The 20,034-nt window shown below is 61.6% G+C and carries 25 protein-coding genes and 1 pseudogene; 7 read left to right on the forward strand and 19 right to left on the reverse strand.

All coding sequences use genetic code 11. The features are described from left to right. Together RTX98_RS13995 and RTX98_RS14000 are read right to left on the reverse strand one after the other, a co-directional pair. Positions 1–266, reverse strand: a 266-nt coding sequence (locus RTX98_RS13995; RefSeq protein WP_312797335.1) for an aromatic amino acid lyase, incomplete at its 3' end; no start/stop codon positions are given. After that, positions 263–1,267 (reverse strand): ornithine cyclodeaminase family protein, encoded by a 1,005-nt coding sequence (locus RTX98_RS14000; RefSeq protein ID WP_312797337.1) that lies wholly within the window; start codon positions 1,265–1,267, stop codon positions 263–265. The genes RTX98_RS14000 and RTX98_RS13995, both read right to left, overlap by 4 nt. A gap of 321 nt (positions 1,268–1,588) precedes the next feature. Here RTX98_RS14000 and RTX98_RS14005 point away from each other — a divergent pair, with 321 nt between their 5' ends. Beyond that, positions 1,589–2,710 (forward strand): DUF2778 domain-containing protein, encoded by a 1,122-nt coding sequence (locus tag RTX98_RS14005; RefSeq protein WP_312797338.1) that lies wholly within the window; start codon positions 1,589–1,591, stop codon positions 2,708–2,710. Positions 2,711–2,788: 78 nt separating this feature from the next. Here RTX98_RS14005 and leuB read toward each other — a convergent pair whose 3' ends face one another. Beyond that, positions 2,789–3,889 (reverse strand): 3-isopropylmalate dehydrogenase, encoded by a 1,101-nt coding sequence (gene leuB / locus RTX98_RS14010; protein ID WP_312797339.1) that lies wholly within the window; start codon positions 3,887–3,889, stop codon positions 2,789–2,791. A gap of 145 nt (positions 3,890–4,034) precedes the next feature. Here leuB and RTX98_RS14015 point away from each other — a divergent pair, with 145 nt between their 5' ends. Both RTX98_RS14015 and RTX98_RS14020 read left to right on the forward strand, forming a co-directional pair. After that, positions 4,035–4,271, forward strand: coding sequence for a type II toxin-antitoxin system VapB family antitoxin (locus RTX98_RS14015; protein WP_312797341.1), 237 nt, complete (start codon positions 4,035–4,037; stop codon positions 4,269–4,271). Beyond that, a complete protein-coding gene (locus RTX98_RS14020) occupies positions 4,268–4,660 on the forward strand; it encodes a PIN domain nuclease (protein ID WP_312797343.1) in 393 nt (130 codons plus the stop codon). Before RTX98_RS14015 ends, RTX98_RS14020 begins: the two co-directional genes overlap by 4 nt. A gap of 10 nt (positions 4,661–4,670) precedes the next feature. Here the strand turns inward: RTX98_RS14020 and leuD are convergent, their stop codons facing one another. The 7 genes from leuD to RTX98_RS14055 all read right to left on the reverse strand — a co-directional run bounded on the left by leuD (position 4,671) and on the right by RTX98_RS14055 (position 9,909). After that, the gene (gene leuD, locus RTX98_RS14025; protein ID WP_312797345.1) at positions 4,671–5,276 is read right to left on the reverse strand and encodes a 3-isopropylmalate dehydratase small subunit; all 606 of its coding nucleotides are present in this window, start codon (positions 5,274–5,276) and stop codon (positions 4,671–4,673) included. Between the two features lie 131 nt (positions 5,277–5,407). After that, on the reverse strand, positions 5,408–6,187 hold the full coding sequence (locus RTX98_RS14030; protein ID WP_312797347.1) for a succinate dehydrogenase iron-sulfur subunit: 780 nt from the start codon (positions 6,185–6,187) through the stop codon (positions 5,408–5,410). A gap of 12 nt (positions 6,188–6,199) precedes the next feature. Continuing rightward, positions 6,200–8,026: a succinate dehydrogenase flavoprotein subunit gene (sdhA, locus tag RTX98_RS14035; RefSeq protein WP_312797349.1), complete on the reverse strand. Its 1,827-nt coding sequence runs from the start codon at positions 8,024–8,026 to the stop codon at positions 6,200–6,202. 7 nt (positions 8,027–8,033) lie between these two features. Beyond that, positions 8,034–8,417 carry a succinate dehydrogenase, hydrophobic membrane anchor protein gene (gene sdhD / locus RTX98_RS14040; RefSeq protein ID WP_312797350.1) on the reverse strand — a complete coding sequence of 128 codons (384 nt, stop codon included), beginning with the start codon at positions 8,415–8,417 and terminating at the stop codon, positions 8,034–8,036. A gap of 1 nt (position 8,418) precedes the next feature. Next, complete coding sequence (sdhC, locus tag RTX98_RS14045) at positions 8,419–8,817, reverse strand: succinate dehydrogenase, cytochrome b556 subunit (protein ID WP_312797351.1); 399 nt, start codon at positions 8,815–8,817, stop codon at positions 8,419–8,421. A 202-nt stretch (positions 8,818–9,019) separates the two neighbouring features. Further along, on the reverse strand, positions 9,020–9,388 hold the full coding sequence (locus RTX98_RS14050) for a hypothetical protein (protein WP_312797352.1): 369 nt from the start codon (positions 9,386–9,388) through the stop codon (positions 9,020–9,022). A gap of 59 nt (positions 9,389–9,447) precedes the next feature. Next, entirely contained in the window at positions 9,448–9,909 is a 462-nt protein-coding gene (locus tag RTX98_RS14055) for a GNAT family N-acetyltransferase (protein ID WP_312797353.1), read from the reverse strand. A gap of 224 nt (positions 9,910–10,133) precedes the next feature. Here RTX98_RS14055 and RTX98_RS14060 point away from each other — a divergent pair, with 224 nt between their 5' ends. Then, positions 10,134–10,979, forward strand: a complete 846-nt coding sequence (locus tag RTX98_RS14060; protein WP_312797354.1) for a hypothetical protein — start codon at positions 10,134–10,136, stop codon at positions 10,977–10,979. Positions 10,980–11,000: 21 nt separating this feature from the next. Here RTX98_RS14060 and RTX98_RS14065 read toward each other — a convergent pair whose 3' ends face one another. Next, on the reverse strand, positions 11,001–12,203 hold the full coding sequence (locus RTX98_RS14065; protein ID WP_312797355.1) for a GGDEF domain-containing protein: 1,203 nt from the start codon (positions 12,201–12,203) through the stop codon (positions 11,001–11,003). Positions 12,204–12,363: 160 nt separating this feature from the next. On the opposite strand from RTX98_RS14065, the gene RTX98_RS14070 reads away from it, so the two are divergent. Beyond that, complete coding sequence (locus RTX98_RS14070) at positions 12,364–12,684, forward strand: hypothetical protein (RefSeq protein ID WP_312797356.1); 321 nt, start codon at positions 12,364–12,366, stop codon at positions 12,682–12,684. A gap of 66 nt (positions 12,685–12,750) precedes the next feature. On the opposite strand, the gene leuC is transcribed toward RTX98_RS14070, so the two are convergent. The 8 genes from leuC to RTX98_RS14110 all read right to left on the reverse strand — a co-directional run bounded on the left by leuC (position 12,751) and on the right by RTX98_RS14110 (position 18,616). Continuing rightward, positions 12,751–14,160, reverse strand: coding sequence for a 3-isopropylmalate dehydratase large subunit (leuC, locus tag RTX98_RS14075; RefSeq protein WP_312797357.1), 1,410 nt, complete (start codon positions 14,158–14,160; stop codon positions 12,751–12,753). A 66-nt stretch (positions 14,161–14,226) separates the two neighbouring features. After that, entirely contained in the window at positions 14,227–14,379 is a 153-nt protein-coding gene (locus RTX98_RS14080) for a hypothetical protein (protein WP_312797369.1), read from the reverse strand. A 23-nt stretch (positions 14,380–14,402) separates the two neighbouring features. Then, positions 14,403–14,954, reverse strand: coding sequence for an MgtC/SapB family protein (locus RTX98_RS14085; protein ID WP_312797358.1), 552 nt, complete (start codon positions 14,952–14,954; stop codon positions 14,403–14,405). A 98-nt stretch (positions 14,955–15,052) separates the two neighbouring features. Beyond that, complete coding sequence (locus tag RTX98_RS14090) at positions 15,053–15,331, reverse strand: helix-turn-helix domain-containing protein (protein ID WP_312797359.1); 279 nt, start codon at positions 15,329–15,331, stop codon at positions 15,053–15,055. Then, a complete protein-coding gene (locus RTX98_RS14095) occupies positions 15,306–15,575 on the reverse strand; it encodes a BrnT family toxin (protein WP_312797361.1) in 270 nt (89 codons plus the stop codon). Before RTX98_RS14095 ends, RTX98_RS14090 begins: the two co-directional genes overlap by 26 nt. Positions 15,576–15,663: 88 nt before the next feature. Next, on the reverse strand, positions 15,664–16,197 hold the full coding sequence (locus RTX98_RS14100) for a GNAT family N-acetyltransferase (RefSeq protein ID WP_312797368.1): 534 nt from the start codon (positions 16,195–16,197) through the stop codon (positions 15,664–15,666). 57 nt (positions 16,198–16,254) lie between these two features. Then, on the reverse strand, positions 16,255–17,631 hold the full coding sequence (locus tag RTX98_RS14105; protein ID WP_312797363.1) for a dicarboxylate/amino acid:cation symporter: 1,377 nt from the start codon (positions 17,629–17,631) through the stop codon (positions 16,255–16,257). A gap of 205 nt (positions 17,632–17,836) precedes the next feature. Beyond that, positions 17,837–18,616, reverse strand: coding sequence for a Bax inhibitor-1/YccA family protein (locus RTX98_RS14110; protein ID WP_312797365.1), 780 nt, complete (start codon positions 18,614–18,616; stop codon positions 17,837–17,839). 258 nt (positions 18,617–18,874) lie between these two features. Between RTX98_RS14110 and RTX98_RS14115 the strand changes: the two genes are divergently transcribed. Together RTX98_RS14115 and RTX98_RS14120 are read left to right on the forward strand one after the other, a co-directional pair. Continuing rightward, entirely contained in the window at positions 18,875–19,654 is a 780-nt protein-coding gene (locus RTX98_RS14115; RefSeq protein WP_312797367.1) for a 3-hydroxybutyrate dehydrogenase, read from the forward strand. Positions 19,655–19,883: 229 nt separating this feature from the next. After that, positions 19,884–20,034: pseudogene (locus RTX98_RS14120) on the forward strand (efflux transporter periplasmic adaptor subunit); the annotation flags it as partial.

A 20,034-nucleotide genomic window follows, 5' to 3' on the forward strand; every position in this document is an offset into this window, starting at 1 on the left:
CCCGCCACTCGCGCACGCACCATCTGCGCCTGAAAGTCCGCCACCGCGTCCTGGTCGATGCGATGGCCGATATTGCCGCCAAGACCAGTGTTCAGACCATAAACCGCAATCCCGTCGCGTAGATGGCGGTCCACCACGCTGCGCGCTGCGATCATTCGCTCGCGCACCCCGGCATCAAGCGCGATCTGCACCGGCTTGCGTGCGGCGGCGGTGATGTCGGCAAGTGTCAGCCGACGCTCACCCAGAACGAAGGCGGCGGGCGTCACGCGTAGCGCAGCCGGTGCCCGGCGCCGATGCTTTCCGCCTTCTTCAGGAAGGCGTGGCCGAGCGCGATATCCGACAAGGACAGGCCGCGATGCCAGAACAGGTTGGTTTCGGTCTCGCTTTCACGGCCGGGCTTCAGCCCCGCCACGATCTGCCCGAGCTCGGCATGCAGCGTTTGTTCTGACAGTTTGCCGGCTTCCACATGAGCGCGCAGCGAGCCGAACTTGCCGCCCTTGCACTGGCCCCAATCATCCACCACGAGCTTCGCCATGATGTCGGTCAGCGACAATTCCACAGCGCTCATCGTGCCATAAGGCACTACAAGTGCGCCGGGCTTGATCCACTCGGTCTTCAGCATCGGCGTCGGCTCGCTCAACCGCGAGGCTTCCACCACGATGTCGGCGCCTTCGATGCAGGATTGCCAGTCCTCGGTGACGATGACCTCCTTGTTGAGGTCTCGCCTCAAGCGTTCGGCAAAGGCGTTGCGACTTTCCGGTCGGCGGGAATGAACCCGGATCACCTCGAAGTCGAACAGGCTATCGAGCAGCCGTACGTTCCAATAGGCCGTGCCGCGCGCGCCGATATGGCCCAGAACTTTCGAATTCTTGCGCGCCAGGTATTTCGCGCCGATCGCGGTCACTGCCCCGGTGCGCATATCGGTGATACCGCTGGCATCGAGGATCGCGCGCGGCATGCCGGTGCGGGGATCGAACAGGTTGAGGATGCCGAACTCCGACGGCAGCCCTTGCTTGTAGTTGTCGACGAAATCGCCGACGACCTTCACGCCCGCCGCATCGATCTCGCCGCCGATCCAGCCCCGTAGGACGTTGAAATGCCCTTCAACGCCCGCGCGCGGCTCTAAGTGGACACGCGGTTCGATCTCGGTTTCGCGACGCCCCTGCATGGCCAGACTTTCTTCGATGGCGGCCAGAATCTCTGCATCGCTCAAGGCGGCGGCTTCGATGTCGAAGCGGTTGAGATAGGTGATGTAGATCGGCTGCATCTGGACTCCGGCGGTAGGCATCTCGTGTCGCAGTGGTTCTAACCCGCTGGAGATGCCGCCACAAACTCTCGTTACAGTATGAGGTAAGTTAAAGAGTTTGGTTACCGAATTCCTTCATGATCATCCCATCACAGAGCGCAGCCAGCTTTCAGGGTGTGGCTTCTGGTCGATGCGTGATCGTATAGGGGCTTGTTTATGCGTAAATGCTTGTCTGCGTCAGACCGGCCTCGGTCGCGTTCCGCATCGTCCCGGATTTCTCGTTCCGGTCCGCTTCTGGCTGGTAGCCTGTTCCTCGGTATACTGGCGGCGTGGGGCGGTGGATTGGCTGTTTCCGTGCATCTGGCAGCCCAGCCCGAAAGCAAGCCGGTTTCGGTTCGGCCTCTGTTTGCCGGTGGAACTGCCCAATCGGCAGCAAAGACGGTGAAATCCTCTCGCCCCGGACAAACGGAAGGCGCTTTGCGTGCGCCAGACTTCGTTCGTGAGGCCTGGGCGCGCGATGCTGCCGAGCGCGGCGAACAGCGTCAGGTTGCCAGTGCGTTCGAGACACGCTTCGTTCCGGCAAAAAAGGCCGCAGGATCGATCACCGGCGAGCAGTTCGCTTCGCTGGTAAAGGCAAGTCAGCAGGCTGCCGAGGCAAAAGCCGCGCAGATCGCACAGGCTGCGGTCGCCCCTGTGGCAACGCCGCCTGTGGATGCCGCCCCGGCGCCGGTGCAGATGGCGTCACTCGCCAAGTCCGCCAAGGCGAAGATGCTGGCGGCCGAGACCGATCAGGAGGCGGAAGCCGAAGATGCGGCAGACAACAACAACACGGTTCTCGCTTCCTTGGAAACGGACGACCTTCCCGACCTCGGCCTCGTTCCGTCCTGGCGGCCGGCAATTGCGCGCAAAAGCGTGATTGCGCCTGTTATTCCTGACAAACGCGGCGAAGTCGTTCCGACCCTCGCCTATGCGCGGCCCGACAGTCCCATTGAGCGGCCTGCGGCCAAGTCCGCTGCGATCCCTTGGCCGGATGTCGGCCGCAAGACCGCCATCTACGATATCAGTGCGGGTGTGGTTCACATGCCCAACGGCGAGAAGCTCGAAGCGCATTCCGGCCGCGGCGCCATGCGTGACAATCCGAACTACACGCATGTGAAGATGCGCGGGGCCACGCCCGCATCAACCTACAAGCTCACCATGCGCGAAACCCGCTTCCATGGCGTAGAGGCCATCCGGCTCAACCCAATCGACGGCAAAGCTCCAAAGGGCCGCACCGGCCTCCTCGCCCACACTTACCTGCTACGCGTGCCCGGCGACTCCAGCGGCTGCGTCGTGTTCAAGAATTACCCGCAGTTTCTGGCAGCCTTCAAGCGTGGCGAGATCACCCACATGGTGGTTGTGCCGAGGCTTCAGGATGCACCCGCCGCACCGCGGTTGGCTTCGTTCTTTTCCCGACGCGGATAAGACCGGTACGGATCTCACTGGAAAAGAAAGGCCGCCCGGGTTCGGGCGGCCTTTTGGTTTATTCGATGATGGGTTCGATCAGGCCGCTTCGCGGTACTTCGCGATGATCGCGTCGCCCATTTCAACCGTGCCGACCTCGCGCATGCCGTCGGACAGGATGTCCTTGGTGCGCATACCGTCTGCCAGCACGGCGGCGATGGCGGCTTCCAGGCGATCGGCTTCGGCCACCATGTCGAAGGAATAGCGAAGGCACATCGCGAAGGACGCGATCATGGCGATCGGATTGGCGATGCCCTTTCCGGCAATATCGGGGGCAGAGCCATGCACGGGCTCATACAACGCCTTGCGCTTGCCGGTCTTGGCGTCCGGTGCGCCGAGCGAAGCGGAAGGCAGCATGCCAAGCGAGCCTGTCAGCATCGCGGCCACGTCCGACAGCATGTCGCCGAACAGATTGTCGGTCACGATCACATCGAACTGCTTGGGCCAGCGCACCAGCTGCATGCCGCCGGCATCGGCCAGCATGTGGTCGAGCTTCACGTCGCTGTAGCCCTTGTGGGTGGCTGTCACGACCTCGTTCCACAACACGCCCGACTTCATGACGTTGCGCTTTTCCATGGACGTTACATGGTTCTTGCGCGTGCGAGCCAGTTCGAAGGCCATGGCCGCGATGCGCTCGATCTCATAGGTGTCGTAGACCTGCGTATCGACCGCACGCTTCTGACCGTTGCCGAGATCGGTGATCTGCTTGGGCTCTCCAAAATAAACGCCGCCGGTGAGTTCGCGCAGGATCAGGATGTCGAGACCCTCGATGACTTCCTGCTTCAGCGACGAGGAAGAGGCCAACGCAGGATAGCAGATCGCCGGGCGCAGATTGGCAAACAGTTCGAGATCCTTGCGCAGCCGCAAAAGGCCGGCTTCCGGGCGCACATCATAGGGCACGCCATCCCACTTCGGTCCGCCGACCGCGCCAAACAGAACGGCATCGGCAGCTGTCGCCTTCGCCATATCCGCGTCCGAGATGGCGGCACCATGCGCATCATAAGCGCAGCCGCCGACCAGGCCTTCTTCCGTTTGAAACGAAGCGCCGTTTTCGTTCATGACGGCAATGAGCTTCTTGACCTCGGCCATGGCCTCGGGACCGATGCCGTCGCCGGCGAGAAGAAGAAGCTTGTGCGTCATGGGAGAAGTCCTCGGCTCTCGTGAAATGCTGCCTGTTTGCTAATGGGCGATAGTGAGTGATGCAAGGGAACTTCGATGAGCCAGACTTGAGTTCGGACGCGTTTGTGTGTATATGTGTCGTGATCTATACACATGAGGTGCGGCTGTGCGGACCAACATCGACATAGACGATGCCTTGATGGCTGAAGCTATGAAAGCAGGTGGCTTTCCCACGAAGAAGGCGGCCGTTGAGGCTGGGCTGAGGGAGCTTGTACGTCACAAACATCTAAAACAGACCCTCGATGAACTCTGGGGTTCTGTGCCTGATTGGGAAGGCGATATAGATACGATGCGGCGTGGCGCTCAGCCGGAGTACGGCTTTCATGAAGACGACGAGACGTGATCGTCGTCGACAGCTCGGTCTGGATCAATTTGATCCGGAGGAAGTCTACGAGAAGCACGATGGTTCTGATGCAAGAGCTTGAACCAACGGAGATTATCGTTGGTGACCTCGTTCTTGCAGAGGTCCTGCAGGGATGCAAAACAGAATTAGAGGCTGACCGGACTGAACGGCTGTTGCGACGCTTCGATACCGACGACATGCTGGGCATGGAAGCTGCGAGGCAGGCTGCGCGCAACTACCGGCATTTGCGCCAACGCGGCATCACGATCCGCTCACCCATCGATGTGATGATCGCAACCTATTGCATCAATCGCGGCTACGCACTCCTCACCGAGGACCGTGATTTCAAGCCGATGGCGCAGCATCTTGGGCTGCGCCTGATCGAATAGCCTTAGCGCCTCAAGCCCAGGGACGTGCGGCAGCGTTCTGCTGCTCAAATGCCGAGATCGAAGACGCCTTTTCCAGCGTCAGGCCGATGTCGTCCAAGCCGTTCAGCAGGCAGTAGCGCTTGAAGTCGTCGAGGTCGAAGGTGATCGTGCCGCCATCCGGGCCGCTGATCGTCTTGGCTTCGAGGTCGATCGTCAGCGTAGCATTGGCGCCGCGCGAGGCGTCGTCCAGCAGCTTTTCCAGGTTATCCGGGCTGACGGTGATCGGCAGAATGCCGTTCTTGAAGCAGTTGTTGTAGAAGATGTCGGCGAAGCTGGTGGAAATCACGCAGCGAATGCCGAAATCGAGCAAGGCCCACGGCGCATGCTCGCGCGAGGAGCCGCAGCCGAAATTGTCGCCGGCGACCAGGATCTGCGCGCTGCGATAGGCTGGCTTGTTCAGCACGAAGTCCGGGTTTTCCGAACCGTCCTCGTTGAAGCGCATTTCAGCGAACAGGCCCTTCTTCAGGCCGGTGCGTTCGATAGTCTTGAGGTAGTCCTTGGGGATGATCATGTCCGTGTCGACATTGACGATCGGCAGCGGTGCAGCGACGCCCGTCAGCTTGGTAAACTTGTCCATGATGAAACTCCCTTCGTTTACGGAGAGCGTACCCGTTGTTACGGCACTCCCTAGCAGATGCCGCCGGAACTGAAAAGCGCCGGACTATGCCGGCGCTGCATCATCTCGGGGCCTGCCGGCAATCAAGCCGGTCAAACGTGGCGTTCGACCATCATCTTCTTGATTTCGGCAATCGCCTTGGCGGGATTGAGACCCTTGGGGCAGGTTTGCGCGCAGTTCATGATGGTATGGCAGCGATACAGGCGAAATGGGTCCTCGAGATTGTCGAGGCGCTCGCCGGTCGCCTCGTCTCTGGAGTCGATCAGCCAGCGATAGGCCTGCAGGAGCACGGCGGGGCCGAGATAGCGGTCGCCGTTCCACCAATAGCTCGGGCATGAGGTCTGGCAGCAGAAGCACAGGATGCACTCGTAGAGACCGTCAAGCTTCTGGCGGTCCTCATGGCTTTGCAACCATTCCTTGGCGGGCTCGGGCGAGACCGTCTTGAGGTAAGGCTCGATCGAGGTGAGTTGCGCGTAAGGAACCGTCAGATCCGGCACGAGATCCTTGACCACCGGCATATGCGGCAGCGGATAGATCTTCACGGCACCTGAAATGTCGTCGGACCCCTTGGTGCAGGCCAGCGTGTTCGTGCCATCGATGTTCATGGCGCAGGAGCCGCAAATGCCCTCGCGGCAGGAACGGCGCAGCGTCAGGGTCGGATCGACCTTGTCCTTGATCCACAACAGCGCATCCAGAACCATCGGGCCGCAATCGTCGGTATCAACGAAATAGGTATCGATCGACGGCGTCTCGCCGTCATCCGGCGACCAGCGATAGATCTTGTATTCGCGCAGATTGGTCGCGCCGTCCGGCTTCGGCCAGGTCTTGCCCGTGCGGATCTTCGAGTTCTTGGGAAGGGTGAGTTCAACCATGACCTTCTCCGATCAATAGACGCGCGCCTTGGGCGCGATCTTGGCGAGGCTGATGCCGCCGTCTTCTTCCTTCAGCAGCGGTTCGGTGTGAACCGGGCGGTAGGACAGGGTGACGGTGCCGTCAGGATCGAGATGCGACAGCGTGTGAACGCGCCAGTTGACGTCGTCGCGTGAAGAGAAGTCTTCGCGTGCATGGGCGCCGCGGCTTTCCTTGCGGGCTTCGGCGCCATAGACCGTGCATATGGCGTTGGCCATGAGGTTTTCCAACTCCAGCGTTTCCACCAGATCGGAATTCCAGATCATCGAACGGTCGCTGACCTTGATGTCCGGCAGTTCCTTCCAGATGGCGGAAATGCGCTGACAGCCATTTTCGAGCGACTCTTGCGTGCGGAACACGGCGGCGTCTTCCTGCATGGCGCGCTGCATCTTTTCACGCAGCTTGGCCGTCGGCGAAGAGCCATTGGCGTAACGCAGGCGGTCGAAGCGGGCCATGATCTTGTCGACCGAGGCTTGGTTCGGCGAGAGGATCGGCGCTTCGCGGTCGATCACCTGGCCGGCGCGGATCGCTGCGGCGCGACCGAACACAACGAGATCGATCAACGAGTTGGAGCCGAGGCGATTGGCGCCGTGGACGGAAGCGCAGCCGGCCTCACCCACGGCCATCAGGCCGGGCGTCACGCGGTCCGGTTCTTCCGGCGTCGGGCTCAGCACCTCGCCCCAATAGTTCGTGGGAATGCCGCCCATATTGTAGTGAACGGTCGGCAGAACCGGGATCGGCTCCTTCGTGACATCCACGCCGGCAAAGATCTTCGCGCTCTCGGAAATGCCCGGCAGACGCTCATGCAGCACGGCCGGATCAAGATGGTCGAGATGCAGGAAGATGTGGTCCTTGTTCTTGCCGACGCCGCGGCCATCGCGGATTTCCAGCGTCATGCAGCGGGAAACCACGTCGCGCGAGGCCAGATCCTTGGCCGATGGAGCATAGCGCTCCATGAAGCGCTCGCCTTCGGAGTTGACGAGATAACCGCCTTCGCCGCGTGCGCCTTCGGTAATCAGGCAGCCCGCGCCATAGATGCCGGTCGGATGGAACTGCACAAATTCCATGTCCTGCAGAGGCAAGCCGGCGCGTGCGACCATGCCGCCGCCGTCGCCGGTGCAGGTATGTGCGGAAGTGGCCGAGAAATATGCGCGGCCATAACCACCGGTCGCCAGCACCACCATCTTGGCGGAGAAGCGGTGGATCGTGCCGTCATCCAGGTTCCAGGCGATCACGCCCGTGCAGGTGCCGTCCGGATCCATGATCAGGTCGAGCGCGAAATATTCGATAAAGAACTGCGCGTTGTGCTTGATCGACTGGCCATACAGCGTGTGCAGGATGGCGTGGCCGGTGCGGTCGGCGGCGGCGCAAGTGCGCTGCACGGGCGGACCGTCGCCATAGTTCATCATGTGGCCGCCGAAGGGGCGCTGATAGATCTTGCCTTCTTCGGTGCGCGAGAAGGGCACGCCGTAATGCTCCAGCTCGTAAACGGCGGCCGGCGCTTCACGGGTCAGATATTCCATGGCGTCGACATCGCCGAGCCAGTCGGAGCCCTTCACTGTGTCGAACAGGTGCCACTTCCAGCTGTCGGCGCCCATGTTCTGCAGCGAGGCGGCGATACCGCCCTGGGCTGCAACCGTGTGCGATCGGGTCGGGAAGACCTTGGTGATGCAAGCGGTCTTCAGGCCCTGTTCGGCCATGCCCAGCGTGGCGCGAAGACCGGCGCCGCCGGCACCGACCACAACCACGTCGAACTTGTGATCGACGAACTGATAAGCAGGAGCAGTTTGTGCTGTCGCCATTGCCGCGTCAGCCTCCGAATGCGATTTTGAGAAGAGAAAACACGCAAATTCCGCCCACCAGCACCACGAAGAAGCTGTTGAGCATCATCAGCGTGACCTTGAGCAGTTCGCTGTGGATGTAGTCGGAAACGACTTCCTGCATGCCCAAGCGCATATGCTCCAGGCTAATCAGGATAAACAGCATCACCGGCACCCAGACGAGCGGCTGGCCGAGCGTTGCGCGGACTTCGGTGAAGCTGCTGCCGGCCAGAGAAACAACCAGACCGATCACGAAGAGCGACAATGGAAAAAGGGCTGCGGAGGTCACACGCACAGCCCAGAAATGGCTGGTGCCGCTCTTGGTGGAGCCGAGGCCGCGAACCCTGTTCAGGGGCGTACGCATGTCTGCCATGTCAAAGCACCAGATAAAGCGCGACCCAGGTCAGCGCGGTCAGAACAACGGATGCGATCAGCGAGGCCCAGGACGTTTGCCGCGACACATGCTTTTCCATGGCAATGCCGGTGTCCCACAGCATGTGTCGAACGCCGCCAACCGCATGCAGGAACATCGCCCAGGTGAAGCCGAGCAGGACGAGCTTTCCGAAGATCGATCCCATCACGGCATTGGCCGTGTCGAACCAGTCCGGCGATGTTGCCGCGGCGACCAGCCACCAGGCAACCAGAAGCGTGCCGAAGTACAGCGCGCCGCCGGAAACGCGATGCGCAATCGACAGCGTCATCGTGATCGGCCAGCGATAGATGGTGAAATGCGGTGAAAGCGGCCGTCTGGACGCGACAGTTGATCGGCTCATGGCTCCCCCGGCTCGGACCCGTGTTGGCCGGAACAAAACCGGCGCCGGCCCTACGGATTGCGACATTGGCTGCGGGTCTCTTAATCAGCTTTTTGCAGCGCGTCAAAGCCCCAAACAGGTGTTTGACTTGAATCTAGCGTCGGTTGATCGGCGGACCAGGTTTTTGCTGTCCGTTCAATCGATTAGGCAGGTGTTTGACCTGTCAGGAGCGTTTGCAGCTCAATGTCGGCTTGCCGGCAACCATGTAGAGCGCTTCGCCATCTTCCAGAACGATGGCCTGGTTGGAGCCGCCGAATCGCGCATTCTGCGTCGGTGGGGCAGCGGGCAGGTCGATGGACGCGCCATCCGTGCCCTGAACCCGCACGGCACTGCCCAGGTTTTCAACTGTGATGGAGCCGTCTTCGCCGCAGCTATAGGTCGCCATACGCGGTTGTGCGGCGGTGCCTTCGGCTCCGCCCGTATTCGCATTGTTGGTCGTTTCCGACGCGACGCAGGCGGCGGCCAGGATCGCCAAGGCAATCAGGGCCACCGTGTTCCGGACGAGGCGTCCGGTCTTCTGATTCGTTTCCATCAACGGCAGGATTACCGCCGCCGTGATTGGTGATCAACGCCGAACGGGGGTGCTGGAGGTTACCTTGCGCTGAAGTCGATGATGTAGCTCGTCCAGTCGGCCGGGGCCGCCACCTGCTCATAGAGCTTGCGGCCGTCTTCCGGTTGCCGCGGCGCATTGAGGATGAGGTATCGCCAGCCTCGTTCGTGGCCGAAGTCTGCAAGAACATCGACCATGGCCTTGGCGATACCCTGGCCGCGGAAATCCTGATCCACGAAGATATGGTCAGCCATGCCGTAGCGCATGCCGGATACCGGCTCCGGCAGATCGGTGAAGATCATGAAGCCGATCAGCCTGTCGTCGATCCGGGCGCCTAGCACCTCCGCCGAGCGATCCTGCAGAAGCATTTCCGCATAATAGCTGTCTGGCCGCCGCGGCGCGCCGCGCGTCAGGGCCTGCGCATAGGCGGCAAGAAGCGGCGCTAGCTCCGAAGCATCGCGGAATTGCAGCGGCGCGATGTCGGTCGTCGGCATCTGGGTCATCGGTCTGTGATCCTCAAAGTGACCATGTGTGTCAATCGCGCCAGCAAGTCTCGCATCCGCGCGGGTGACTTTGGTTAAAAAACGGTTAACATACTTCCCGGGGTACTGCTTCGGCAGCTGGCGATCTGGGTTTTCGGCATGGCTTGTTCTCAGCAAATGGAGAAGCGCGCGACGCGTTCCGCGGGTTCGCGCGCGCCGCGTTCGTGGCAGTGCAGGGCTGGACAATGAACACGTTCGGTCTTCGCCGACAGGACATCTATCGCGCGCCGCTTCGCGAGCGCAGTCCGGTGCTGCGCTATCTTAGCCGGTTCGATGCTGGCGAGGCGGTTCGTTGGGCGCTGCGCGGCCTGCTTATCGGTGCGATCGTCGTGCTCGCAATGGACCTGCGCGATGTCGCTGCCCAGCGGGGCCTGATTTCGCCTGCCTTCTGGCCGCTCTTTGGCAAAAGCGATGTGGCTTTGCCTGATGTAAGGGATGCGGGTTCTGACAGCCGCAGCGATCCGCGCCGCGACGTCACCACCGATGAAGCCTTGCTTGATGGCGATATGCGGTTTGCGCTGGAAGATGGCGGGCGTTTGACCCTGACCGGCCGCATCGTCGAAGGCAGCGCGGAAGCGTTCGCCAACGAAGTGAAGGACCAAGGCGACGTCTTGAAGACAGTGGTGATCAACTCTCCAGGCGGCTCGCTGGAAGATGCGATGGCCATGGGGCGGCTGATCCGAAAGCATGGTTTTGTCACGCAAATCCCGGATGGCGCGCTTTGTGCCTCGTCCTGCCCTTTGATGTTTGCCGGTGGCGTTGAACGTTCGGCCGGTTCAAAGGCGGCGATCGGCCTGCATCAGTTCTATGCGGCGCCCGGCAGTTCCGATGATGCCGCCGCAGCACTTTCCAGTGCTCAGGCAACCACGGCGCGGATCAGCCGATATTTGACCGAGATGGGCGTGGATACGGCTTTGTGGCTGCATGCGCTCGATACGCCGCCGCAGGCCCTCTACTACCTCTCGCCGGAAGAGCGCAAAGACTACAAGCTCGTCAACGGCGCGCAAACGCTGGCTGCCGTTCAGAACTGAGCCGCCTATCCTGCCGACGGATCAACCGTGCTGTAAAAAATTCGTTTGATCCTGCTCGCCATCCACCACGGCCGGTGCGATGCGCACGCAATCGCGTCCCGCCGTTTTGGCGAGGTAAAGGGCGGTATCCGCCCGCGCCATCAGCGCGTGGACGGTTTCACCTTTCTGGAGTTCCGCCACACCGAAGCTCGCGGTGAAGGTGCGTCCGGGCGGCGCGCCGGGGATGCTGAGGGCGGCGAAGCTGCCGCGCAGGCCTTCCGCGTAGATGCGGGCCATCGGCAGATTGGCGCCGGGATAGAGAATGGCAAATTCCTCGCCGCCGACCCGCCCGACGATCTGGCCCGCATTGGATGCGAGCGTCAGTTGGCGCGCAAAGCCCGCGATCACCAGATCGCCGGTGGCGTGGCCGTAAGTATCGTTGACCGACTTGAAGTGGTCGAGGTCGCACAGGATCATGGCAAGCGGCACGCGCGAGCCCTGATAGACATGCAGAAGCGGTGCGGCGCGTTCCTCGAAGCCGCGCCGGTTGAGCACGCCGGACAGCGGATCGGTTTCGGACTTCACCATCATGACGCCAAGCGTGTTGCGCATCATGACCATGATGATCATCAAGCCCATTGCGAGAAAGAAGATGGCGCTCAGCGTCTGCGATACGATCGCATAAGAGGTGGAAATGTAAGCGCTCGGCGTTTCGCCGATATTGCCGATCCATAGAGCAATCAACGGCTTGGCGAGGAAGTGCGCTGCGGTAGCGGACACCACCGTGAGAAGGCCGTAATCGAGCGCTGTCTTTTGCGAACTGCGCAGCACGACGATCGCCGCCAGCCCCTGCAACAGCGCATAAGGCAGCTGGTACAAGACCATCGGCAGCATGGAGAGCCGCGGCGTGCCGTCATGGATCAGGATCGTTCCCAGCGCCACGAACAGCAGGCCGACGATCCAGAAAGAGGGAACAGGCTGGTGGTAGGTGCGGGCCAGACCCACCGTGAGGCAGGCGAGGCCGAAAGCAAGGCTCATATAGGTCGCGACAACCAAGAACTCGGCGTCCGGGATCAGATCGACCGCGAATTCCAGACCGACATAGCTGATCGCCAGAACGCAGCTGAGAACCAGCCAGCGCGGTGCTGTGGCCTTGTTGTCATAGGCGGCCATGAACAGGAAAGCCCCGGCCACAAGGACCGCAACTGACAGGTTGATAATAAGGATGAAGCCGCCGCCGCTCATCGCTGGGTTCCGTTTGGTCCTCTTTATCGTGCCGCGGAAAAGAGTTGGTTAATGGGAATACTGCCTCCTGCCATTCCGGAACCGCGACCGGAAGCCGTGCATTGTGGTGCGAGGCATGAATGTGCCACCTAAAAAACCAACGAAAACAAGGAGCGTAGGCATGGCCGATACGATCACTCTCACCGATCACGAAGCGATTCGAGACTGGGCGGCGGCGCGGATGGGGTCTCCAGCTGTTGTGGATATCTCGCCGGCCTCCGGCACGCAGCCGATGCTGCGCCTGGTGTTCGACCAGCAGGCCTATCTCGACACGGATCAGGCGGAGCGTCCTGTCAACGCTGGCGGCATCGAGTTGGTGGAGTGGGACGAGTGGTTCAAGCTGTTCGACGAAGCCGAGCTGGCGCTGGTAGTGTCGGAGGATGTGCCGGGCCAGCGCGACAGCTTCCATGAACTCATCAGGCGCGACGAAAGCACCAAGTAGCAGCACAGAACGAACAAAAAGAGCGCCACTTGGGCGCTCTTTTTACGATATGGCGGATGATCGACCTTAGTTGAAGGTGCGGATGTCCACGAAGTGACCGGCGATCGCGGCAGCCGCCGCCATGGCCGGCGACACCAGATGGGTGCGACCCTTGAAGCCCTGACGACCCTCGAAATTGCGGTTCGAGGTCGAGGCGCAACGCTCATAGGGGCTGAGGCGATCGTCGTTCATGGCGAGGCACATGGAGCAGCCCGGCTCGCGCCAATCAAAACCGGCTTCCACGAAGATCTTGTCGAGACCCTCGGCTTCCGCCTGTTCCTTTACGAGACCCGAGCCCGGAACGATCATGGCGCTCACCTTCGGGTTGACCTTACGGCCTTCGACGACCTTGGCGACTTCGCGCAGATCCTCGATGCGGCCATTGGTGCAGGAACCGATGAAAACGCGGTCGAGCGTGATGTCGGTGATCTTGGTGCCGGCGGTCAGGCCCATATATTGGAGCGCGCGCTCTTTGGAGGTCCGCTTGTTCTCATCGGCGATCTCGGCCGGGTTCGGCACGACGCCTTCAACCGACACGACGTCCTCAGGCGAAGAGCCCCAGGACACAATCGGCGGCAGGGCGGCGGCGTTAAGCACCACGACCTTGTCGAAATGCGCGCCTTCGTCCGATTGCAGGGTCGACCAGTATTCGACGGCCTTGTCCCAGTTCGCACCCTTCGGCGCACGGGGCTTGTCCTTCACGTAAGCGAAGGTTGTTTCGTCCGGCGCGATGAGGCCGGCGCGGGCGCCGCCTTCGATCGACATGTTGCAGATGGTCATGCGGCCTTCCATCGACAGCGCGCGGATCGCTTCGCCTGCATATTCGATGACGTAGCCGGTGCCGCCGGCCGTGCCGATCTCGCCGATAATAGCCAGGATGATATCCTTGGCGGTGACGCCTTCGGGCAGCTGCCCGTCGACGCGCACCAGCATGTTCTTGGCCTTCTTCTGGATCAGCGTCTGGGTGGCGAGCACATGCTCGACCTCAGAGGTGCCGATGCCATGCGCCAGAGCACCGAAGGCGCCATGCGTGGAGGTGTGGCTGTCGCCGCACACGATGGTCATGCCGGGCAGGGTGAAGCCTTGTTCCGGGCCGACGATGTGGACGATGCCCTGTCGGACATCGACGGCATCGTAATATTCCACGCCGAACTCGGCGGTGTTGCGGGCCAGCGCCTCGACCTGGATGCGGCTTTCCTCGTTCTTGATACCGAACTTGCGCTCGGGCGAGGTGGACACGTTGTGGTCGACGACGGCCAGCGTTCTTTCGGGATGGCGAACCTTGCGACCGGTCATGCGCAGGCCCTCGAAAGCCTGCGGGCTCGTCACTTCGTGGACGAGGTGACGGTCGATATAAAGCAGGCAGGTGCCATCGTCCTGGCGGTCGACGATGTGGTCGTCAAAGATCTTGTCGTACAGGGTGCGCGGTGCGCTCATGGTCGTGATCCGTGGAAAATCTGGAATGGCTGGATGCCCCGGAGGGCTCTGGCGACGGATGTCGACCTAGATAAGTCGGGCCGTGGAGGCGCCGCAGACATGCGCAAAGAAGCGGCCCGGCAGACGCTTGCGGTCCTGCAGGGTGAAACGGCGATAGGCGGGTTTGCCGAACAGCGCTTCCATGGACTGGCTCATAGCAAGCTTCGGGAGGCTCGGCAATCGCGAGCCTCCTTTGCGCTCTTTCACATTTTCGGCTTCGAGGCGTCCCGGGAAGGCGAGGGCTGATCATTTTGTGTGACGGCCTGCGGCTCATCCGTGTCACCGCCGCTGATCGTCTTGCTGAGCGAATTGATGACGCTGAGGATCACGATTGCGACGAAGGTGGCGAGCAGTGCGATCTGCCACAGACCGAGACCGCTGGACAAACCGATCGCGCCTGCGAGCCACATGCCGGCACCCGTCGTGAGGCCGTGCACCTTGCCGCGACCGGCCCAGATCAGTCCGGCTGCGAGAAAGGCGACGCCGGCCGTGACTGCTTCCACGGCGCGGATCGGATCAACCTGCACCGGCGCGTTGGCAAACACCGGAGACAGCGTGATCTCGACGGTGAGGATGCCGAACACCGCGGCGGCGACACAAACCATAATGTGGGTGCGCAAGCCCGCCGAATGGTTGCGCCATTCCCGCTCGAAGCCAATAACGGCGCCGAGGATCGCGGCCAGCAATATGCGGGCGGCCAAGACCGGGAACGGCACGACGGTCGGATGACCGATTTCTTCAAAGAGGGCTTCCATTCCAGCCAGCCAAGCCTTTCTGCCGGCATTTCCGTTGCTTCGTTAAAGACGAGACTGTCGTCTCTTTTCCACTGGGAACTATGCTCTGTCCAAAGCAGCTATGCGACTGCCTTCGCCACCATGTCCGGATGTTGGCCGATCACGCGCACATAGGCGATAGCGAAATCCGGCGCGGTTGTTCGCGCCTGCTCCCAATCGCGCAGCGTACCGACCGGAACCCGGAAGCGATTGGCGAACTCAGACTGTGACAGGCCAAGCCCCGTCCTTGTTGTGCGGATCAAGCGGGCACGCTGGCCTCGCTCCAACGCCTCGGCTGTTACGTCGAAATCTTCAGCGTCGGTCGGCTCAGCCTTAAGCGTTATAGGCTCTTTCTTCACCCTTGTTGCTCCTTCTCACCGAGATGAAGCGAGGAAGGTCTCCCCGCCAGACAAAGACGCCGGTGAACAGCTTCTCTCCGACAACTCCAATCACCTTGAAGCGCTCCTCGCCGTCGATCTCACGGACCGAAGGGATAAGCAGGTGGTCAACGTCTTCGAAAATCCTGTCGCCGAAAGCGAGCGGCAGGTTGTGCTTCTCACGATTACCCGCGTCCTTGATGGGATCGAACCTATCCGCCGCCATGACTCGATCTATACGGAATTTCCGCACTCAACGCAAACTTTGTTTCTTATGCTCGCCGCTGGTCCGGGCATTTCCGCGCATCAGCTTTTTACTGCGCCGAAGCCTCCTGCCGCAAATCCAACATCAGCAATTCTTCATCGAAACCTTGGCCGTCGATCACCATGGCGTCGCGTTCCACGCCGAAGGGCACGAAGCCGAGTGCATGGTAAAGCCGGCGGGCGGGGAGGTTGTGCATGGTGGCATTGCATTGCAGGATGACCTGCTGCTCGCGCGCATGGGCGATGATGCCTTCGACCAAGGCCCTGCCGAGGCCGCTCTTGCGCCAATCCGGCTTGAGATAAACGCTGACCATCTTGGCCTTGTGGCGCGTCTTCATACCCCCATTCGGGATGTAAGCGGCCATGCCGATCAGGGTTTCATTTTGGAAGGCGCCGAGCGTGAGGCCGGGCAGTGCAGGTGCGCAGCGTGCGGCCATGTCTTCGTCGCGCAGGGTCGATTCATCGACCGGACTGGCGCTGAAGGCTTCCGGGCTGTCATTGAGCGCTTCCAGGCGAAGCGCGCGGTAGGCGTCGACATCCGCCGCCGTTAGTGGGCGGATGGTGGTTTCAGGCTGTGCAACGATGGTCCCCTCCCAGCGTAGAAGCCGGGACGGCCGCGATGAACGGCCGTCCCGAAGATCTTACGCCGGCTGTGGTGCCGCATCCGTGTCCAGCGCGTCAATACCACCGGCATTGTCATATTGCGCCTGGTTGAGGATTCCGGCGCGCTTCGACACGATGGTGGGGATCAGCGCCTGGCCGGCGACGTTGACGGCGGTGCGGCCCATGTCGAGGATCGGATCGACCGCCAAAAGCAGGCCGACGCCGGCAAGCGGCAGGCCGAGCGTGGAGAGCGTCAGCGTCAGCATCACCACCGCACCGGTCAGGCCGGCGGTTGCGGCCGATCCGATCACCGACACGAAGACGATCAGGAAATAGTCCTGGATCGAAAGCGGCACGCCGTAGAACTGCGCAACGAAGATCGCGGCGATGGCCGGATAGATCGCGGCGCAGCCGTCCATCTTGGTGGTTGCGCCGAGCGGAACCGCGAAGGCCGAATATTCGCGCGGCACGCCCAGGCTCTTTTCTGTGACGGCTTCGGTAACCGGCAGGGTGCCGATCGAGGAGCGCGACACGAAAGCCAGCTGAATGGCGGGCCACGCACCGGCAAAGAAGCGGGCCGGCGACAGGCCGTGCAGGGTCAGGATCACCGGGTAAACCACGAACAGCACGATCGCGAGGCCGATATAAACGGCGCCCGAGAACCAGCCGAGCTGCGACAGGGTCTGCCAGCCATATTGCGCGACCGCATTGCCGAGCAGGCCGATCGTGCCGATCGGGGTCAGACGGATCACCCACCACAGGATCTTGCGGGTGAGCGCCAGCAGCGAGCGGTTGAAGGCCAGGAAGGGTTCGGCGGCATCGCCGACTTTCAGCGCCGCAACGCCGACGGCGATCGAGACGACCAGGATCTGCAACACGTTGAAGTTCAGCGACGTGGTGGCGCTGCCATCCGTGATCTTGGTGGAGGCCTGAAGGCCGAGGATGTTGGCGGGAACCAAGCCCTTGAGGAAGTCGATCCACGAACCGGTGGAAGACGGAGCCTTGGCGGCTTCAGCGGCGATCTGCGTGTTGAGGCCGGGCTGGATGATGAGGCCGAGCGCAATGCCGATCACCACGGCAATCAGCGCCGTGATGGCGAACCAGAGCAGTGTTTGCCAGACCAGCGCTGCCGCATTGGACAACTGGCGCAGATTGCTGATCGAGGCGACGATTGCCGTGAAGATCAACGGCGGGACGAGCGCGCGCAGCAGTTGCACGAAGATCGAGCCGATGGTCGACAGGGTCTGCGCCAGCCAGTTCGGATCGCCGGCCGGATTGTTGCCCATGTTGCGGGCAAGGAGGCCGAGCAGGATGCCGATCACCATGGCGGCGATGACCTGGAAGCCGAAGCTTGCATAGAACGGTTTGGCGACGACCGGGCGGGCCGCGCCTGAAGCGTGATGAGAAACGGGCATGTGAGGTAACTCCAGCAGTCCGCGCGCGGGCATTAAAAACGCAGGGCCAGGACGATTGCTCCCAGACCTACGCTTCATTTTGCCATCGCGACAGGCAAGATGTTCTCACATTCAGCAGTTTGCTGCAAAAAGAACCTCCGGACGCTCCATAAAACGAAAAGCCCCGGCAATGCCGGGGCTTCTCAAGATCGATGTTCGCTTCTGCTTAGTCGCGGTTGCCCATGAACTGCAGCAGGAACGTGAACATGTTGATGAAGTCGAGGTAGAGACGCAGCGCGCCCATGATCGCCTTGCGACCGGCAACCAGCGTGTCGTCGCCTTCCCAGTACATTTCCTTGATCTGCTGGGTGTCATAGGCGGTGAGGCCTGCAAAGATCAGGACGCCAGCCGCCGAAATGACGAACTGCAGCATACCCGAACCCAGGAAGATGTTGACGACCATCGCGATCATCAGGCCGATCAGGCCCATGAACAGGAACGAGCCCATGCCGCTGAGGTCACGCTTGGTGGTGTAGCCGAACAGCGACAGCGCGCCGAACGAGGCAGCCGTGATGAAAAAGGTCTGGACGATGCTGCCGGTCGTGTAGACCAGGAAGATCGAGGACAGAGAAACGCCGACCAGAGCCGCATAGCCCCAGAAGGTCGCCTGTGCCGCACCGGTCGACATCTTGTCGATGCGGAACGACAGGAAGAACACGACGGCAAGCGGTGCCAGCATCACGACCCAGCGCAGCGGCGAACCATAAACGGCGACGCCAAGCGAGGTCAGCATCTTGCCGTTCGGCAGGGTTGCCGCAGCCAGCGACGGATCATTGGTCGTGGTCAGCATCACCATCGCCAAAGCGGCGACGCCGGTGATGGCAAGACCCAGTGCCATGAGATTGTAAACGCGCAGCATGTAGCTGCGCAGACCCTGGTCGATACCGGCATCGGCCTGCGTACCGTAACCGGCAGGGCGGGTCTGATAATTACGCATATCAGCCATTGTTTCCTCTATTGCTTCTGTCTCGTCGGGGTCCGGTTGCGGATCAACCGAGGCGCCGCTGGCGAGACGTCCAGCATGCCTTTGCGGAATATGATGGTTTAGAAAGTCAAGAACAAGGCCTGTTTCACCCTGCAAAGGTCACGTGATTGTTAGAAGCCGCGACGCTGTGCGCCCTTTGCCGCAAGGGATTGCGGGGCGGCGCGGATCATCGCAGCATGGTTGCTCACTGAAAACACTTTCAGCTTGGGAGGAAAAAGCATGGTCAAGGCCGCACTCGTGACGGGATCGAATTCGGGAATAGGGCTGGCGATCGCGCGTCAGCTGGCAGCGGCCGGCTATGACATCGCGCTGAACTCCTTCACCGACCGCGCGGAGGATCATGCGCTGGCCGAGGAGATCGCACAGCAAGCGGGCGTGCGCGTGATCTATCTGGCTGCTGACATGTCGAAGCCCGCGGAGTGCCGGGCGCTGGTGGACCGCGCGCATCAGGCTTTCGGGCGGCTGGACGTGCTGGTGAACAATGCCGGGATCCAGTTCGTGGCGCCAGTCGAAGAGTTTCCGGAAGAGTGCTGGGATGCGATCATCGCGATCAACCTGTCGTCCGCCTTCCACACATCGGCTAAAGCCATTCCGCTGATGAAGGCGGCGGGCGAGGGGCGCATCGTCAACATCGCTTCGGCGCATGGGCTGCGTGCGTCGCCCTTCAAGTCGGCCTATGTGGCGGCCAAGCATGGCATTGTCGGCTTCACCAAAACGGTGGCGCTGGAGCTTGCCGGCAGCGGCATCACCTGCAACGCGATCTGCCCCGGCTTCGTGCGCACGCCGCTGGTCGAAAAGCAGATCGACGACTTGGCAGCGACCCATTCGCATCTTCGCAAGGAAGAGGTCGTGCGCGACATCGTTTTGCAGAAGCAGCCGAGCAAGCAGTTCGTGACCGTCGAACAGATCGGGGGCACGGCTGTGTTTCTGTGTTCGGATGCCGCTGCGCAGATTACCGGCACCACCATCTCCGTGGATGGCGGCTGGACCGCGCAGTAAGCGGATGGCGGAATGCAAGCATCGGGGGATTCATCATAAGCTCAGCCAATGATGAAGACTGCAATCATTCCGCCTTCTTTGCAGACCAGAACTCGGATATTGAGCGTCCGGCGCGGCCAATGAAGCAGTTTTTGCTGCTGTCGGCGTAGATCGGGCCGCAACGTCCTTGAATATCCGGCGGCAGATGCGGCACCGCCCATGAGACTGCCCGCAGCATTTCGGACACGGTATGGCGAAGTTGAGGTTCCACAAGCTGGCCGCGATCGCGGTTCTGATCGGCTTTGCCGCCTGGACGGCGACGGGCGAGTTCTCGTCGGTCGGTTCGGCCGCGGAAGAAGCCGAAGCCACCCGCGCCGACCAGGCCGCGCACGCGCCTGTCG

The organism is Tianweitania sp. (assembly GCF_032053605.1).
Taxonomy (GTDB): Bacteria; Pseudomonadota; Alphaproteobacteria; order Rhizobiales; family Rhizobiaceae; genus Tianweitania.

Coding starts and splice junctions, on each gene's coding strand:
- RTX98_RS14115 (WP_312797367.1), top strand. CDS start 18,875: ATGGTCAAGGCCGCACTCGTGACGGGATCGAATTCGGGAATAGGGCTG.
- RTX98_RS14050 (WP_312797352.1), bottom strand. CDS start 9,388: ATGGAAACGAATCAGAAGACCGGACGCCTCGTCCGGAACACGGTGGCC.
- sdhD (WP_312797350.1), bottom strand. CDS start 8,417: ATGGCAGACATGCGTACGCCCCTGAACAGGGTTCGCGGCCTCGGCTCC.
- sdhA (WP_312797349.1), bottom strand. CDS start 8,026: ATGGCGACAGCACAAACTGCTCCTGCTTATCAGTTCGTCGATCACAAG.
- RTX98_RS14110 (WP_312797365.1), bottom strand. CDS start 18,616: ATGGCTGATATGCGTAATTATCAGACCCGCCCTGCCGGTTACGGTACG.
- RTX98_RS14105 (WP_312797363.1), bottom strand. CDS start 17,631: ATGCCCGTTTCTCATCACGCTTCAGGCGCGGCCCGCCCGGTCGTCGCC.
- leuD (WP_312797345.1), bottom strand. CDS start 5,276: ATGGACAAGTTTACCAAGCTGACGGGCGTCGCTGCACCGCTGCCGATC.
- RTX98_RS14060 (WP_312797354.1), top strand. CDS start 10,134: ATGAACACGTTCGGTCTTCGCCGACAGGACATCTATCGCGCGCCGCTT.
- leuC (WP_312797357.1), bottom strand. CDS start 14,160: ATGAGCGCACCGCGCACCCTGTACGACAAGATCTTTGACGACCACATC.
- RTX98_RS14030 (WP_312797347.1), bottom strand. CDS start 6,187: ATGGTTGAACTCACCCTTCCCAAGAACTCGAAGATCCGCACGGGCAAG.
- leuB (WP_312797339.1), bottom strand. CDS start 3,889: ATGACGCACAAGCTTCTTCTTCTCGCCGGCGACGGCATCGGTCCCGAG.
- RTX98_RS14000 (WP_312797337.1), bottom strand. CDS start 1,267: ATGCAGCCGATCTACATCACCTATCTCAACCGCTTCGACATCGAAGCC.
- RTX98_RS14055 (WP_312797353.1), bottom strand. CDS start 9,909: ATGACCCAGATGCCGACGACCGACATCGCGCCGCTGCAATTCCGCGAT.
- sdhC (WP_312797351.1), bottom strand. CDS start 8,817: ATGAGCCGATCAACTGTCGCGTCCAGACGGCCGCTTTCACCGCATTTC.
- RTX98_RS14065 (WP_312797355.1), bottom strand. CDS start 12,203: ATGAGCGGCGGCGGCTTCATCCTTATTATCAACCTGTCAGTTGCGGTC.
- RTX98_RS14095 (WP_312797361.1), bottom strand. CDS start 15,575: ATGGCGGCGGATAGGTTCGATCCCATCAAGGACGCGGGTAATCGTGAG.
- RTX98_RS14085 (WP_312797358.1), bottom strand. CDS start 14,954: ATGGAAGCCCTCTTTGAAGAAATCGGTCATCCGACCGTCGTGCCGTTC.
- RTX98_RS14070 (WP_312797356.1), top strand. CDS start 12,364: ATGGCCGATACGATCACTCTCACCGATCACGAAGCGATTCGAGACTGG.